Origin of the sequence: Burkholderia sp. MSMB1835, assembly GCF_001526365.1 — a bacterium.
In the GTDB taxonomy this organism is placed as follows: Bacteria; Pseudomonadota; Gammaproteobacteria; order Burkholderiales; family Burkholderiaceae; genus Burkholderia.
In genome coordinates this window covers 1-16,189 of the sequence record NZ_LOYP01000052.1, presented here as the reverse complement: position 1 = coordinate 16,189, position 16,189 = coordinate 1, and the positions used below count along the sequence as shown (strand labels likewise).

Sequence of the window (16,189 nt, the reverse complement as noted above, 5' to 3'; positions counted from 1 at the left end):
TCGCGCTCGTGCCGCTCGCCGGAGCCACGACCCGTCAGACCTTCGGCCTGAGCTTCCCGCATCGCCGCGAGCAAGACCCGAACCCTGCCCGCGCTACTTCCCCAACCGAGCGAGCGGGCCTTGCACGCCCTGCCCCGTGCCCGACGGCCAGCCGCCTGCGAGCGCCTTGTACAGCGCGACCGTCGATGCCGCGCTGCGAATCCGTCCGTCGGCCGCCGCGTCCTGCGCCTGCAGCAGCGTGCGCTGCGCGTCGAGCACTTCGTAGTAGTCGATCGCGCCGGCCGAGAAACGCGCCTGCGCAAGCTGCGCGGCGCGTGCGCTGTCGTCGGCCGCGCGCACGAGATGCGCGGTCTCGTCACGCGTTCGGGCGACACGCAGCAGCGCGTTCTCGGTTTCCTCCAGCGCGCCGAGTACGGTCTGCCGGTACTGCGCAAGCTGGCCGGCCGCTTCCGCGTCGCTCGCCGCGATCCGTGCACGCACGCGGCCGACGTCGAGGAACGACCAGTCGATGCCGAGCGCGATCAGGTTCGTGTCGCTGCCCGCGCGGAAGAACCCGTAGCTGCTCGTCGCGCTGCCGAGCAACCCGGACAGCGTGAAGCGCGGGAACAGGTCGGCGGTCGCGACGCCGACACGCGCGGTCGCCGCATGCAGCCGCGCCTCGGCGGCCGCGACATCGGGACGGCGGCGCAGCAGGTCGCCCGGCGTGCCGGGATCGAGGTCGGCCGCGAGCGCCGGCAGCGGGACCGGCGTGCCCGTCGGCGCGGCCGCCTTCGGCAGGTCGAACCGGCCGATCAGCGCATCCGGCGTCTGCCCGGTCAACACCGCGAGCCGATGCTCGTCGACGCCGATCGCGGCTTCGTACACGGCGATCCGCGACGTCGTCGATTCGTACTGCGCGCGTGCGCGCGCCGCGTCGAGGTCGGAGCCGCGTCCCGCGCCGACGCGCGCATTGATCAGCGCGAGCGTCTGCTTCTGGTTGTCGGCGTTCTCGCGGGCGATCCGCAACCGCTCCTGCGAGCCGCGCAGGTCGACGTACGTACTCGCGACCTCCGCCGCGATCGCGACCCGCACCGCGCGTACGTCGGCCGCGCTCGCCGCCGTTTCCGCGCGTTGCGACTCGATCGAGCGGCGTACGCGGCCGAACAGGTCGAGTTCCCACGCGGCATTGATGCCGACGCTCGACGTCGGCGTGTCGCGCTGGCTGCGCGGCGCGCCGAACGCCTGATCCTTGCTCATCAATTGATGGCCGATCCGGCCGCTCGCGGTGATCGTCGGATAGCGGTCGAACGTTGCCTGAGACAACAGCGCATTCGACGCGTCGTAACGCGACACCGCGACCTGCAGGTCCTGGTTCGCCGCGAGCGCCGCATCGATCAACTGCGTCAGCACCGGATCGCCGAACCCGCGCCAGAACGCGGCATCGGCCTCCGCCGACGCGTCGGGCGGCATATCGGGCTGCGTATCGGCCTGCGACGCGCCGCGCTGCGTCGCAGGATGGTCGTCGCGCGCGAACCGCGCCGCCGTGATCGTATCGGGCCGTTCGAAATCGGGGCCGACCGCGCAGGCAGCGAGCATCACCGACATCGCCAGCGCGGAAAGACGGAAAGCGGCGCTCATCGGTTTTCTCCTTCGAGGGTGCCGTGCTGTTCGCGCCAGACGGCCGGCGTGCCGCCCGCGAGCTTGCGGATCGCCACATAGAACACGGGCGTCAGGAACAGCCCGAACAGCGTGACGCCCAGCATCCCGGCGAACACGGTGACGCCGGTGGCCGCCCGCACCTCGCTGCCCGCGCCGCTGCCGATCAGCAGCGGCACCGAGCCCGCGATGAACGCGACCGACGTCATCACGATCGGACGCAGCCGCAGCCTGCACGCTTCGAGCGCCGCTTCGACCGCGCCCTTGCCCTGGATCTCGAGCTCGCGCGCGAATTCGACGATCAGGATCGCGTTCTTGCACGCCAGCCCCATCAGCACGACCAGGCCGACCTGCACGAACACGTTGTTGTCGCCGCCGGACAGCCACACGCCGAACAGCGCCGCGCACATGCACACGGGCACGATCAGGATCACCGCGAGCGGCAGCGTCCAGCTCTCGTACAGCGACGCGAGCACCAGGAACACCAGCATCACGGCCAGCGGAAAGACGACGATCGCCGCGTTGCGCTGCGTGACCTGCTGGTAGCTGAGGTCGGTCCATTCGAGCGTGATGCCCGGCGGCAGCACGTCCTTCGCGATCTGCTGCAGCTTCGCGATCGCCTGCGACGACGACATCGTCTTCGGATCGGCGTCGCCGATCAGATCGGCGGCCGGATAACCGTTGTAGCGGACGACCGGGTCGGGGCCGTACGCGGGCCCGACCGTCACCATCGAGCCGATCGGCACCATCTCGCCCTTCGCGTTGCGCGTGCGCAGGTTCGCGATGTCGGCGGCCGTCTGCCGGTGACCGGCATCCGCTTGCGCCATCACGCGATACACGCGGCCGAACACGTTGAAGTCGTTCACGTACATCGAGCCGAGATAGACCTGCAACGTATTGAACAGATCGGTCAGCGCGACGCCCTGCGCCTTCGCCTTGAGCCGGTCGACCTTCACCTCGAGCTGCGGGATGTTCGCCTGGTACGAGCTGACGGGATAGCTCATCCCCGGCGTCTTCGCGACCGCGGCCTGAAACGCGCCGAGCGCCTTCTGCAATTCGCCGTAGCCGAGCCCGCCGCGATCCTCCAGGTACAGCGAGTAGCCGGAACCGTTGCCGAGACCCTGGATCGGCGGCGGCATCAGCGCATAGGTGATGCCGCCGCCGATCGCCGCGAAGCGCGCGTTCAGGTCCGCGTTGATCTGCGCGGCGCTGCGATGACGCCGGTCGAACGGCTTCAGGATCACGTACGAGTTCGTGATGTTCGGCGTGTTCACGCCCTGCAACGCGTTCAGCCCGGCGAACGCCGGCACCATCTCGACGCCGTCGGTGCCGAGCGCGATCTTCGTCATCTGCTCGGTCACCGCGCTGGTGCGCGCGAGCGACGCGCCTTCCGGCAGCTTCGCGCCCGCGAACAGGTACAGCTTGTCCTGCACCGGGATGAAGCCGCCCGGCACCGCGTCGAACAGCAGCGCGGTCGCCGCGAGCAGCGCCGCATAGACGGCGAACACCATACCGCGCCGCTTCAACGTGCGCCCGACGACGCCGTGATAACGATCGGAGCTGCGTTCGAAGAACCGGTTGAACGGACGGAACAGCCAGCCGAATGCGCGATCGAGCGCACGCGTCAGCGCATCCTTCGGCGCGCCGTGCGGACGCAGCAGCTTCGCGGCGAGCGCGGGCGACAGCGTCAACGAGTTGATCGCGGAGATCACCGTCGAGATCGCGATCGTCACCGCGAACTGCTTGTAGAACTGGCCGGTCACGCCCGACATGAACGCCATCGGCACGAACACCGCGCACAGCACGAGCGCGATCGCGACGATCGGCCCCGACACCTCGCGCATCGCCTGGTGTGCGGCGTCGCGCGGGCTCAGCCCCCGGGCGATGTTGCGCTCGACGTTCTCGACGACGACGATCGCATCGTCGACGACGATCCCGATCGCGAGCACAAGCCCGAACAGCGTCAGCGTGTTGATCGAGTAGCCGAGCAGATAGAGCCATGCGAACGTACCGACCACCGACACCGGCACCGCGACGAGCGGAATGATCGACGCGCGCCACGTTTGCAGGAACAGGATCACGACGAGCACGACCAGCACGACGGCCTCGATCAGCGTGTGCTGCACCGCGCGGATCGATTCGCGCACGAACACCGTCGGGTCCCACACGGGGCGGTATGCGACGCCGGGCGGGAAGCGCTTCGACAGCTCGTCGAGCTTCGCATACACGGCCTTCGCGACGTCGAGCGCGTTCGCGCCCGGCGACAGGAAGATGCCGACCACGGCCGAATGCTTGTCGTTGAAATACGAACGCAGCGTGTAGTCGCCCGCGCCGAGCTCGATGCGTGCGACGTCGGACAGCTTCACGACCTGGCCGTCGTCGCCGTTGCGCAGCACGATGTCGCCGAATTCCTGCACCGTGCGCAAGCGGCCGCGCACGTTGATCGACACGAGGAAGTCGTTTTTCTTCGGCGACGGCTCCGCGCCGAGCTGACCGGCCGACACCTGCACGTTCTGCTCGCGCACGGCCGCGATCACGTCGCTCGCGGTCAAGCCGCGCGACGCGAGCCGGTTCGGGTCGAGCCACAGCCGCATCGCGTAATCGCCGGAGCCGTACACGCCGACGTCGCCGATGCCGGTGAGCCGCGACAGTTCGTCCTTCACGTGCAGCGTCAGGTAGTTGCGCAGGTACAGCGAATCGCGGCTGTTGTCCGGCGAATAGAGGCTCACGTACATCAGCGGCGTCGGCGACTGCTTCTGCGTGGTCACGCCGTACTGGCGCACCTCGTCGGGCAGGCGCGACAGCGCCTGGCTCACGCGGTTCTGCACGCGCACGGCGGCCGTGTCGGGGTCGACGCCCTGCAGGAACGTGACGACGACCTGCAGGCTGCCGTCCGAACCGGCGACCGACTTCATGTACATGATGCCTTCGACGCCGTTGATCGCTTCTTCCAGCGGCTCGGCCACCGACTCGGCGATTTCCTTCGGGTTCGCGCCCGGGTACGTCGCACGCACGACGACGCTCGGCGGCACGACTTCCGGATATTCGCCGGCCGGCAGCATCGGGATCGAGATCAGGCCGATCGCGAAGATGACGATCGACAGCACGACCGCGAAGATCGGCCGGTCGATGAAGAATCGGGAGAAATCCATCGTATCGCTCCCGTCATTGCGCGGCAGGCGCGCCGGCATCGGCGACCGCCTGCGTCGCGCTGCCCGCATCGGCGCGCGCGGGCAGCGCCTTCGGCTTCACCTGCGCGCCCGGATAGTAGATGCGCTGCACGCCGTCGACGACCACGCGGTCGCCCGCCTGCAGCCCCTTCTCGACGATCCGCTCGCCGTCGAGTTCGCGGCCGATCGTCACGTCGCGGCGCAGCGCCTTGTCGCCCGCGCCGATCACGTACACGTACTTGCGGTCCTGGTCGGTCAGCACGGCCTTGTCGTCGACCAGCAATGCGCTCTGGTCGCGGCCGCTGACGAGCTGCACGCGCGCATACAGGCCCGGCGTAAACGCATGGTCCGCATTCGGCAGCCGCACGCGTGCGCGGATCGTGCCGGTCTGCGGATCGAGCCGGTTGTCGAGGAAATCGACGGTGCCCGCATGCGGGAAGCCCGTCTCGTTCGCGAGGCCGATGCGCACCGGATCGGCGCCGATCGCGCGATGTTTCGGATCGGCGCGCCGCGCGTTGTAGCGCAGGTAGCTCTGCTCGTCGCAATCGAAATACACGTAGACCGGATCCTGCGACACGACGGTCGTCAGCAGCGTGTCGTCCGCACGCGCGAGATTGCCGACGGTAGCGACCGCGCGGCCGACGCGGCCCGCGATCGGTGCGCGCACTTCGGTGAAACCGAGATTGAGCTTCGCGTCGGCAACGGCCGCATCGGCCGCCTGCAGATCGGCGCGGGCCTGTTCGGCAGTCGCGCGCGCGTTGTCGAGTTCTTCCTGCGACGTCGCATGCGCATCGATCAGCGTCTGCACGCGCTTGAGTTGCACGTTCGCGAGGCTCGCGGCCGCACGGGCGCGCTGTTGCTGCGCATTCGCACGGTCGAGCGCGATCCGGTACGGGCGCGGATCGATCTCGAACAGCAGCGCGCCCTGCGCGACCACGTCGCCCTCCTTGTATGCGACACGCTGCAGATAGCCGCTCACGCGCGGCCGCAGCTCGACCGCGTCGACCGCTTCGACGCGTCCGTTGAATTCGTCCGCGAGGCGGACGGTACGCGGCGCGACGGTGGCGACGCCGACTTCGGGAAGAGGATGGGCCGACGATGCGCCTTTGCCGTCGTGACAACCCGACAACACCAGCAACAGGGCGCAGGCGGCGCCCAAAGGCGACGTCCTGCGTAGGGAAAAGGAGAACATGATGCCTCGCGACGGGTTAAACTGCCGCGTAGCATAAAAGTTCAAGTTAACTTCAAGTCAAGCTTTCCCGGAGGGTGTCATGGGTATCCAGGAAACCCCGCAGTGGCCGCTGATGTCGATCCGCGAAGTGGCCGCGCGCAGCGGGGTGCCGGCGTCGACGCTGCGCTTCTACGAGATGCGCGGGTTGATCAAGTCGCACCGCAACGGCTCGAGTCATCGCCACTATTCGCGCGCGGTGCTGCGGCTGATCGCATTCATCGTGTTCGCGCAGAAGATCGGCTATTCGCTCGACGAAATCGCCGAACAGCTCGTCAGCCTGCCCGAGGACACCGCGCCGACCAACAAGGACTGGCAGGGGCTGTCGCGCGGCTGGAAGCAGCGCGTCGCGAGCCGGATCGAGGAGCTGCAGCGGCTCTACATCAATCTCGACGAATGCATCGGCTGCGGCTGCCTGTCGCTGAAACGCTGCAAGCTGACCAACCCGGACGATCGCGCGGGCCGCAACGGGCCCGGCGCGCGACGCTGGCTCGGCGACAAGCCGCCGACCGATTCCGAATGACGCGCGCGCCGCGCGCGTCCCGCATCACCCGACGCGCCAGCCGCCGTTCACCGCGATCGTCGCGCCCGTGACGAACGACGCGCGCGGCCCGGCGAGCCAGGCGACCGCATCGGCGATGTCGTCCGGCTGCCCGGCGCGGCCGACCGGCGTCTGCTCGCGGATCGTCGCCGCGACGGCCGGCGCGACCCCGCTGTCGCCGAACAAACGCGTGTCGGCGATATAGCCGGGCGCGACCGTATTGACCGTCGCCCCGCGCGGCCCGAGTTCGCGCGCCAGCGCGACGGTGAAGCCTTCGACGCCGGCCTTCGCGGCCGCATACGCGAGGCCGCCCGGCAGCAGGCTGCCGGCACGCGCCGCGATCGAACCGATGTTGACGATGCGCGCGGCATGGTCGGCCAGGTGCGGCAGCACGGCCATCGTCGTCAGAAACAGGCTTTTCAGGTTCGCATGGAGCACCGCGTCCCATACGGCCTCGGCCTCCGCCGCTTCGGTATCCGCGCCGACGCGCCCGGTCAGCCCCGCGTTGTTGACCAGCACGTCGATGCGCGGCCATCGCGCGACGATCGCGGCGACGGCCGCTTGCGCGTCGCGCCGCACGCCGAGGTCGCCGGCCTGCCCGATCGCCGCGCCGCCCAGACGCTCGACGGCCGCCGTCAGCCGCGCCGCGTCGCGCCCGACGATCGCGACGCGATACCCGTCCTGCACCAGCCGGCGCGCGATCGCGAAGCCGATCCCGCTCGATCCGCCCGTGACGATCGCCGTGCGTTGTCGTTCGTTGCCCGTCATGACCTGCCCTCCTTTCCTCGGTGTTGACGATTGGTGACGTTTGCAGTGTGGGCAACGGAAGGCGATAGGTAAAATACGAATTCGATGACATCTTGATACGCAGAAGGTATCGCCATGATCGATCTGCGCCAGTTCCGGCAATTCATCGCGGTCGCCGAAACGCTCAGCTTCCGGCGCGCTGCCGAGCGGCTGCACATGGCCCAGCCGCCGCTCAGCGCGGCGATCCGCAAGCTCGAGGACGAACTGGGCGTCGCGTTGCTCGACCGCGACACGCGCGGCTCGCGGCTCACGCCGGCCGGCGAAGCATTCCTGCTCGAAGCGCGGCGCGCGCTCGAACAGGCCGAGCGCGCGGTGGCCGCGGCGCGCCGCGCGGGCGCCGGCCTCGGCGGCACGCTGCGGCTGCGCTTCGTCGACAGCACGGTCAATGCGCTGTTGCCGCTGATCCTGCGCGCGTTCCAGGAACGGCATCCGGGCGTCGATTTCCAGCTCGAGGAAGGCACGACGGCCGAACAGGTGCTCGCGCTGCGTCACGATCGCACGGACGTCGGCCTCGTCGTGCTGCCGGTGGCCGACGCCGGCGACGTGCGTGTCGAACCGCTGCTGCGCGACCGGATGGTGGCCGCGCTGCCCGACGGCCATCGGCTCGCGCGCCGCCGCCGCATCGCGCTGGCCGAACTGGCGGACGAACCGTGGGTCATGTTTGCCGCGCATCACGGGCCCGGCATGCATGCGCTGATCGTGACGGCATGCGCGCAGGCGGGCTTCGCGCCGCGCGTGGTCCAGCAACCGCGCCAGATGCAGACGACGGCCGGGCTCGTCGCGGGCGGCATCGGCATCGCGCTGATGCCGCGCCTGTTCGTGCCGATGCAGCCGCAAGGCATTACGTTCTGCGAACTGAAGGATGCGGGCAGCCCGCTCGCGTACGAACTGGCGCTCGCGTACCGGACGCCGTCGCCGCTCGTCGATGCGCTGCGCGAGAGCGCGCGCGACGCGGTGCGCGAACTGGGGCTGGTTGCCGCGACGTGACCGCGCGCATCGCGCGCGCGGCGTTCAGTCGCCGAGGAAGTTGAGCGCGACGCCGAGCACGGCCTGCCGGAATGCTTCCGGCCGCGTCGGCAGCGACGTGAACTCCAGCATCATGTGGCTGTACGACACCGTCGTGCCCACCGCGCTCGCGATCATGAAAAACAGCACGTTCGGATCGACCGGACGGATCGCGCCGGCCTCGACCGCGTCCGCCAAGAGCGGCAACATCGCGTCGTGATACGGGCGCACGATCCGCTCCTGCAGCCGGTCGAGCCGCCCGCCCTCCTCGGTCGCCGCCGTCGAGAAGAACATGGCGATATCCGGCTCCGCGAACTCGTGATCGACGCACAGCTCGAGCGCGCGCCGCACGCGATCGCGATGCGGCAGCGACGACGTGCGCAACGCGCGCAGCGCGTCGAACATCGGTTCGGCCAACTCGGCGATCTGCTCGACGACCGCCAGCCACAACGTTTCCTTCGTACCGAAGTGATGGGCGATCAGCGCCGCATCGATGCCCAGCTCGCGCGCGACTTCGCGCACGCTCGTCGCGTCGTAGCCGCGCTTCGCGAACGTGCGGCGCGCGGCCCGCAATATCACGTCCGGACCGACGGACGCATCCGCCAGCGGCCGTCCGCGCGTACGCCGCTTCGACGGCGCGCGCTCAGTGACTTCTGCCACGTTTTTCCTGCTCCTTGAACGATTCGAATGCCCGTGCCCGGTACCCGGCTTCGCGTACCGGAAGCGGGCGGCCTGCCCCGCTGCGTTGACACGCCGAGCCGGGAAGCGCTAGGATCATACCTTATTCATCACGTGATGATTTATACATGACAACCCCTACACGCATCGTCATCGTCGGCGGCGGGATCGCCGGACTGCAGCTCGCGACCCGTCTGGGCGAGCGTCTCGGCCGATCCGGGCGGGCGCAGATCACGGTCGTCGACCGCAGTCCGACGCACATCTGGAAGCCGATGCTGCACACGATCGCGGCCGGCACGCGCGACGTCCAGCAGCAACAGGTGATCTTTCTCGCCCACGCCCGCGATCACGGCTACGCGTACCAGCCCGGCGAACTGAAGGGGCTCGATCGCGCACGCCGCCGCGTGCAGCTCGGCGAGATCCGCTCGCAGGACGGCGACGTAGTGATCGACGCACGCGAACTCGAATACGACGTGCTGATCCTCGCGCTCGGCAGCCAGGCCAACGATTTCGGCGTGCCCGGCGTGCGCGAGCACTGCTACTTCATCGACAGCCAGCAGCAAGCGGAAACCTTCAACGAAGCGTTGCGGATGCGCGTGTTCCGCAGCATCGCGCGCGACGAGCCGTTTCGCGTCGCGATCGTCGGCGCGGGCGCGACGGGCGTGGAGCTCGCAGCGGAGTTGAGCCGGTTGCTGGAAGTGGCGCAGGCGTACGGTGACGAAACGGTGCGCGAGCGGCTGCAGCTCACGCTGCTCGAAAGCGGCCCGCGCATCCTCAACGCGTTTCCGGCACGGATTTCCGCGTCGGCCCAGCGGCGGCTCGAACAGATCGGCTTTCACGTACTGACGTCGACGCGCGTCACGTCGGCCGACGCGAACGGCTTCCATTACGGCGACGGTTCGTTCACCGAAGCGGACCTGATGGTCTGGGCGGCCGGCGTGAAGGCGCCCGATTTCATGCAGGCGCTGGGCGGGCTCGACACGAACCGCGCGAACCAGATCGTGGTCGGCCCCACGCTGCAGGCAACCGGCGACGAGCACGTGTTCGCGATCGGCGATTGCGGGAGCCTGCTGCCCGACGGCCACGAACGGCCGCTGCCGCCGACCGCGCAGGTCGCGACGCAGCAGGCCGAGCATCTCGCGAAGCACCTGCCCGCGTGGCTCGACGGCACGCCGATTCCGCCGTTCGCGTTCCGCGATTTCGGCGCGCTGGTGTCGATCAGCGATTACGACGCGTTCGGCACGCTCGGGCAGTTCGGGTTCTTCCGCGGCGGCTTCATCCAGGGGCGCTTCGCGCAGTTCAGCCACCTGATGCTCTACCGGCGGCACCAGCAGGCGCTGCACGGTTTCCCCAAGGCCACCTTGCTGTGGATCGCCGAACGGATCAACGGCTGGGTACAGCCGCGCATCCGCCTGTCGTGATGCCGCGCGTCGCGGCACCGCGTAACGTTTCGAGGAACAGAGACATGAACAACCGCGCAGCGCCCTGGCTCATGACCGTCGCCGCAATCGGCCGCTTCGACATGCCGTCCGTCTCGTGGGGCGGCCCGCGGCGGCGCAGCGTCACGCGCGACCGGCTGCCGGCGTGGGACGCGACGAGCAAGCCGACCATCAGCGTGCTCGAACGGCCCACGGCCGACACCGTGATGATCTCGTGGTGCGACGCGTGCACCGGGCACTACGGCTACCAGAAGTGGCGCCTGTTCACGACGCGCAAGCGCGGCGTGTGCGCGCTGTCGGGGCGATCGATCGAGATCGGCGACAGCGTCTATGCGCCGCAACTGCTCGGCTCGACGCCGGGCAACGCCGCCGCGATGGTGCTCGCGGCGTGCATCGACGACGCCCTGGCGGCCTGACCGTCAGGTCGACGTGGTCTGACCGGCGCCATAGGCCGGCGCATCGTTCTGCCGTTCGAGCTCCGCGTCGAGATGCGCGGCATGCGCATTCGCTTCGGACTCCGACATCAGCTCGCCTTCCCACTTCGCGACCACCGCGCTGGCGATCGAGTTGCCCACCGCGTTCGTGGCCGAGCGGCCCATGTCGAGGAACGTATCGACGCCGAGAATCAGCAGCAGCCCGGCTTCCGGGATGTTGAACTGGTGCAGCGTCGCCGCGATCACGACGAGCGATGCGCGCGGCACGCCGGCCATCCCCTTCGACGTCAGCATCAGGATCAGCAGCATCGTGACTTGCGTGCCGAACGACAGGTGGATGTCGTACGCCTGCGCGATGAACAGCGACGCGAACGTGCAGTACATCATCGACCCGTCGAGGTTGAACGAATAGCCCATCGGCATCACGAAGCTCGAGATCTTGCGCCGCACGCCGAAACGGTCGAGCGCGTCGAGGATCTTCGGATACGCTGCTTCGGAGCTGGCCGTCGCGAACGACAGCATGAACGCTTCCTTGATCAGCACGAGCAGCTTGAACACGCGGCGACCGAGGAACAGCAGCCCGGCCGCGACGAGCGTGGCCCACAGCAGCACGAGGCTCACGTAGAAGTCGCCCATGAACACCGCGAACTTCAGCAGGATCGACAACCCGTTGACCGCGACGGTCGACGCCATCGCCGCCATCACCGCGAGCGGCGCGAGCTTCATCACGTAGCCGGTGATCTTCAGCATCACGTGCGCGAGCTGGTCGATCGCCGCGACGAGGATCTTGCCGCGCTCGCCGAGCGCGGCGAGCGCGACGCCGAAGAACATCGAGAACACGACGATCTGGAGGATCTCGTTGTTCGCCATCGCCTCGGCGATCGACTTCGGCACCATGTGCCCGACGAAATCCTTCAGCGTGAACTTGGACGTCGCGAGATGCGCGGACGCGCCGATGTCCGGCAGCGGCAGGCCGAGGTTCTCGCCGGGCCGCAGCAGGTTCGCCATCAGCAGGCCCAGCAGCAGCGAGACCAGCGACGCGGTGACGAACCAGCCGAGCGCCTTCACGAACACGCGCCCGACCGACGACGCATCGCCCATGTGCGCGATGCCGACCACCAGCGTCGAGAACACCAGCGGGCCGATCACCATCTTGATCAGCCGCAGGAACACGTCGGACACGAGCGAGATGTAGCCGGCAATTTCGGCGGCCGACTGCTTGTCCGGAAGCTGCGTGTAGATCAGGTAGCCGATCAGGATGCCGGCTGCCATCGCGAGCAGGATCCAGCCTGCCGCAGACATTCGTTTGTTCATGATGGAATTCGCCGCACGGCGATGGAGTTGACGGAAGAAGGTGGCGCGTGCCGTGCCAGGGCGCGCGCGGGGCGCGCCGCGCGGGCCGACATGGAGATCCGCGAACGGACGCGCTGCCGCCGCACCGGCATTCGCAGCAACGCGAACGCCGGCGGCAGCGGTCCGGCATGAAGCGACCGGGTCAATAGCCGATCGCGGAGCCCGCCGGACGGCGCGGGTCGTTGTAGCCGTAGATGAAGCCGACACGCACGTTGCCGGACACGGACGAATCGTTCCCGGAACTCTGGCGGCTCGCGGCTTCGGTGCCCGGCAGGCCGACCATGATCAGCTCGGCGGCGCCCCACGGCGTCTGCTCGACCATCTTGTAGCCCATGTTGCGAAGGATCGCGAGCGTGTCGGGCGACAGGCCGTAGGTTTCGTAATAGACCGCGTCGGGCAGCCACTGATGATGGATGCGCGGCGCGGCGACCGCGTCCTGCGGCGTCATCCCGTAGTCGATCACGTTCAGCACGGTCTGCAGCGTGATCGTGATGATGCGCGAGCCGCCCGGCGAACCGACCACCATGAACACCTTGCCGTCCTTCTTCACGATGGTCGGCGCCATCGACGACAGCGGACGCTTGCCCGGCGCGATCGAGTTGCGCGTGCCCTGCACGAGGCCGAACAGGTTCTGCGCGCCGACCTTCACGGTGAAGTCGTCCATCTCGTCGTTCAGGAAGAAGCCCGTGCCCGGCGCGATGACCACGGCGCCGAAGCGGCCGTTGACCGTATAGGTCGTCGACACCGCATTGCCGTCATGGTCGACGATCGAGTAATGCGTCGTTTCCGGCTTCTCGTGCACGCCGACGCCGGGCTGCACGTCGACCGACGGCGTCGCCGTGTCGGCATGGATGCTCTTGCGGATCTGCGCCGCGTATTCCTTGCTCGTCAGCTTCGCGACCGGGTTGTCGATGAAGTCCGGATCGCCGAGCAGCGTGTTGCGGTCTTCGTATGCATGGCGCATCGCTTCGGTCATATAGTGGACCGCTGCGGCCGAGTGGTAGCCGAGCTTGCGCAGGTCATACCCTTCGAGGATGTTCAGCGTCTCGCACATCGTCACGCCGCCCGAACTCGGCGGCGGCGCCGACACGAACTCGTAGCCGCGATACGTGCACGTCAGCGGCGCCATGTCCTGCGCGCGATAGGACGCGAAATCGGCCGCCGCGATCACGCCGCCGCCGCGCCTGGCCGCCGCTTCGACGATCTTCGGAATCTCGCCGTGATAGAACGCGTCCGGCCCCTCCTCCGCGATGCGCTCGAGCGTGCGCGCCAGATCCTTCTGCACCAGACGATCGCCCGGCTGCAACGCCGTGCCGTCCGGGCGCAGGAAAATGCGCGCGGCTTCCGGATCCTTCCTGAAGCGCTCGACCGTCGTGTCGAGGATGTCGGTATCGCCGCGCGTCAGCACGAAGCCGTCGCGCGCGAGCCGGATCGCCGGCGCCATCACCTGCTTGCGCGTCAGTTTCCCGTACTTGCGCTGCGCGAGATCGAGCCCGGCCACCGTGCCCGGCACGCCGACCGCGCGATAGCCGTACAGGCTCTGGTCCGGGATGACGTTGCCGGCCGCATCGAGATACATGTTCGCGGACGCCGCGGCCGGCGCGGTCTCGCGGAAATTGATGAAGCGGTCGCGACCGTCGGCCAGGTGGAGGGTCATGAAGCCGCCGCCGCCGATGTTGCCGCAGCACGGGTTGGTCACGGCCTGCGCATAGCCGACGGCCACCGCCGCGTCCACCGCGTTGCCGCCTGCCTTCAGGATGTCGACGCCGATCTGCGACGCGAAGTGCTGCGACGACACGACCATGCCGTTCTTCGCTTCGACCGCCGGGTCCGACGCGGCGAACGCGCACACGCTCATCGCGGACAACAGGGTGAGTACTACGAGCCGCCTCATGACGGAATCCTCCAGACGAATAAACCGGCGCATGCCGGGATGCGCGGCCGCACCGCCGCGTATCGACGCCGCCTATTCGACGTGTAATAAACGGTACATTTCCGCAAGGCCGCGATCATAACATCCGCTTTTTTGCGTCAAAAACTAGGGTAATCACTGAATTAAAAGCGGGCATGCGGGACTATCTTTGTCGAAGCATGTTCGATTTATTACATATATGAACGTATCCGTGGGCCAAGCGATACGTCCCTCTAATTTCGAACCGTACGCGGCCTGCCGCACGTCGATCGGCTAACATGCGTGCAGTTACCGGCAGACGCACGTCTGCCGTTCGATCGTTCAATTCAGATAGAGAGCCGGAGTGCCGATGGGGACGAGCATCAGGGCGTTGCTGTTATCCCAGATGGATAGCTTCACGCCGTCGGAACAAAAGGTCGCGCAGGCGTTGCTGGATCGCTATCCCAGTCTCGGGCTGGGCCCCATCGCGCAGTTCGCGAAGCAGGCGGAAGTCAGCGACCCGACCGTGTTCCGCTTCGTCGTCCGGATCGGCTTTCCGAACTATTCGTCGTTCCAGCAGGCGCTGCACGACGAAATAGACACCGCGATGAATTCGCCGCTCGCGCGCATGGATGCCTTTCATTCGGAAACGGGCATGCGCGACAGCCACGCGGCGATTTTCCAGCGGCTGTCCGAATCGCTTGCGACCACGATCGAAGGGCTCGACGCGGCCGCGTTCGACGCAGCAGTGGCGATGCTGGCCGACCCGGACGTACGCATCTTCTGCGGCGGCGGGCGCTATACGGCGCCGCTCGCGTCGTTGTTCTCGTTCACGCTGGCGTATGCGCGGCCGCACGTGCAGTACGTCGAGCCGAACGTGAATCTCGCGTCCGTCGCGCTGGCCGACATGGGGCGCAACGACCTGCTCGTGATCTTCGACTTTCGCCGCTACCAGAAGGACAGCATCCGCTTCGCGCAGGCCGCGCACCGGCTCGGCGCGCGGATCCTGCTGATCACCGACGAATGGCGCTCGCCGATCGGCGAATTCGCGGAGATCGTGCTGCGGATCCAGGGGCGCCCTTTCGCGATGCTGCAGACCAACGTGCCGGCGCTGGCGCTCGCCGAAGCGCTGGTGATCGGCGTGACGAACCGGCTGCCGGAACTGGCGCGGCAGCGGATGGAGAAGATCGAGCAGCTCAACGCGGGCGGGATCGAATGGGATACCACCCAGCGCGATTTGCCCGAATGACACGCGCTCGCCATTCGGGCACGGCACTCAACTCTCGACGTCCTCCAGACTGAACACTTCCGTCTTGTCGTTGTACGAGAAGACCTCGCCGTAACGGCCCCAGTCGATCACCGCGTCGAGCGTTTCCTCGGCCGCTTCGTCGGACAGAAAATCCTCCAGTTCCTGCTCGAAGCGCACGCGCGGCGCACGGTGGCCCGGACGCTCGTTCAGCACCTTCCTGATCCGCGCGGCGAGCGGCACGTGCTTCAGCAGGTGATCCGCGAACATCAGCTTGCGCTCCTGCGTGCCGAATTCCGCGAACACGCGTGCGGGCGGCGTCAGGAACACGTCGCCTTCGCGTACGTCCGCGAAGCCGAGGTACTGCAGCACTTCCGCGATCGGGAACAGTTCGTCGACTTCGAGATGCAGCGTGCGCGCGATTTCCGGCATGTCGGCGCGACCGTGGTACGGCGCCATCGCGAGCGTCTCGATCAGGCCGGCCATCAGGTTGGTCGACACTTGCGGCAGCCAGCTGCCGAGCTCGAGCCCCTTCTTCGTCGCCTCGCCGGTCTGGCGTGCGGTCATCTTCGCGTAGATGTCGTCGACCAGCTTGCGGAAATCGGTATCGAGCCGATTGCGCGGATGCTTGAACGGCACCTTGATCTCGGCGATCACGCGGCCCGGGTTCGACGACAGCACGAGAATCCGGTCGCACATGAACACCGCTTCCTCGATGTTGTGCGTGACGATCAGCACCGACTTGATCGGCATGCGGCCCTG

Annotated in this window: 13 protein-coding genes; 5 read left to right on the top strand and 8 right to left on the bottom strand. The window is 67.9% G+C overall.

From position 1 onward, the window contains the following. Positions 1 to 93 precede the first annotated feature (93 nt). The 3 genes from WS96_RS24195 to WS96_RS24185 are packed head-to-tail and all read right to left on the bottom strand — an operon-like array spanning position 94 to position 5,997. Positions 94 to 1,617 (bottom strand): efflux transporter outer membrane subunit, encoded by a 1,524-nt coding sequence (locus tag WS96_RS24195; RefSeq protein ID WP_059835960.1) that lies wholly within the window; start codon positions 1,615 to 1,617, stop codon positions 94 to 96. Further along, positions 1,614 to 4,787, bottom strand: a complete 3,174-nt coding sequence (locus WS96_RS24190; RefSeq protein WP_059836462.1) for an efflux RND transporter permease subunit — start codon at positions 4,785 to 4,787, stop codon at positions 1,614 to 1,616. The genes WS96_RS24195 and WS96_RS24190 overlap by 4 nt, the downstream gene beginning before the upstream one ends. A gap of 13 nt (positions 4,788 to 4,800) precedes the next feature. Continuing rightward, on the bottom strand, positions 4,801 to 5,997 hold the full coding sequence (locus WS96_RS24185; RefSeq protein WP_059835959.1) for an efflux RND transporter periplasmic adaptor subunit: 1,197 nt from the start codon (positions 5,995 to 5,997) through the stop codon (positions 4,801 to 4,803). Between the two features lie 79 nt (positions 5,998 to 6,076). Between WS96_RS24185 and soxR the strand changes: the two genes are divergently transcribed. Beyond that, a complete protein-coding gene (gene soxR, locus WS96_RS24180) occupies positions 6,077 to 6,556 on the top strand; it encodes a redox-sensitive transcriptional activator SoxR (RefSeq protein ID WP_059835957.1) in 480 nt (159 codons plus the stop codon). A gap of 24 nt (positions 6,557 to 6,580) precedes the next feature. Here the strand turns inward: soxR and WS96_RS24175 are convergent, their stop codons facing one another. Then, the gene (locus WS96_RS24175; RefSeq protein WP_059835955.1) at positions 6,581 to 7,342 is read right to left on the bottom strand and encodes an SDR family NAD(P)-dependent oxidoreductase; all 762 of its coding nucleotides are present in this window, start codon (positions 7,340 to 7,342) and stop codon (positions 6,581 to 6,583) included. A 114-nt stretch (positions 7,343 to 7,456) separates the two neighbouring features. On the opposite strand from WS96_RS24175, the gene WS96_RS24170 reads away from it, so the two are divergent. Beyond that, a complete protein-coding gene (locus WS96_RS24170) occupies positions 7,457 to 8,368 on the top strand; it encodes a LysR family transcriptional regulator (protein ID WP_034204520.1) in 912 nt (303 codons plus the stop codon). Positions 8,369 to 8,392: 24 nt separating this feature from the next. Here the strand turns inward: WS96_RS24170 and WS96_RS24165 are convergent, their stop codons facing one another. Beyond that, complete coding sequence (locus tag WS96_RS24165) at positions 8,393 to 9,046, bottom strand: TetR/AcrR family transcriptional regulator (RefSeq protein WP_034204519.1); 654 nt, start codon at positions 9,044 to 9,046, stop codon at positions 8,393 to 8,395. Positions 9,047 to 9,192: 146 nt separating this feature from the next. Here WS96_RS24165 and WS96_RS24160 point away from each other — a divergent pair, with 146 nt between their 5' ends. Continuing rightward, the gene (locus WS96_RS24160; protein WP_059835953.1) at positions 9,193 to 10,485 is read left to right on the top strand and encodes an NAD(P)/FAD-dependent oxidoreductase; all 1,293 of its coding nucleotides are present in this window, start codon (positions 9,193 to 9,195) and stop codon (positions 10,483 to 10,485) included. A gap of 44 nt (positions 10,486 to 10,529) precedes the next feature. Continuing rightward, complete coding sequence (locus tag WS96_RS24155) at positions 10,530 to 10,919, top strand: DUF3331 domain-containing protein (RefSeq protein ID WP_059782969.1); 390 nt, start codon at positions 10,530 to 10,532, stop codon at positions 10,917 to 10,919. Positions 10,920 to 10,922: 3 nt separating this feature from the next. On the opposite strand, the gene WS96_RS24150 is transcribed toward WS96_RS24155, so the two are convergent. Together WS96_RS24150 and ggt are read right to left on the bottom strand one after the other, a co-directional pair. Beyond that, positions 10,923 to 12,251, bottom strand: coding sequence for a dicarboxylate/amino acid:cation symporter (locus tag WS96_RS24150; RefSeq protein ID WP_059823086.1), 1,329 nt, complete (start codon positions 12,249 to 12,251; stop codon positions 10,923 to 10,925). Positions 12,252 to 12,432: 181 nt separating this feature from the next. Then, positions 12,433 to 14,184, bottom strand: a complete 1,752-nt coding sequence (gene ggt, locus WS96_RS24145) for a gamma-glutamyltransferase (RefSeq protein ID WP_059835952.1) — start codon at positions 14,182 to 14,184, stop codon at positions 12,433 to 12,435. Between the two features lie 367 nt (positions 14,185 to 14,551). Here ggt and WS96_RS24140 point away from each other — a divergent pair, with 367 nt between their 5' ends. Next, complete coding sequence (locus WS96_RS24140) at positions 14,552 to 15,430, top strand: MurR/RpiR family transcriptional regulator (protein WP_059835950.1); 879 nt, start codon at positions 14,552 to 14,554, stop codon at positions 15,428 to 15,430. 27 nt (positions 15,431 to 15,457) lie between these two features. Here WS96_RS24140 and WS96_RS24135 read toward each other — a convergent pair. Beyond that, positions 15,458 to 16,189: ABC transporter ATP-binding protein (locus WS96_RS24135; protein ID WP_179949978.1), on the bottom strand; the 732-nt coding region annotated here is incomplete at its 5' end.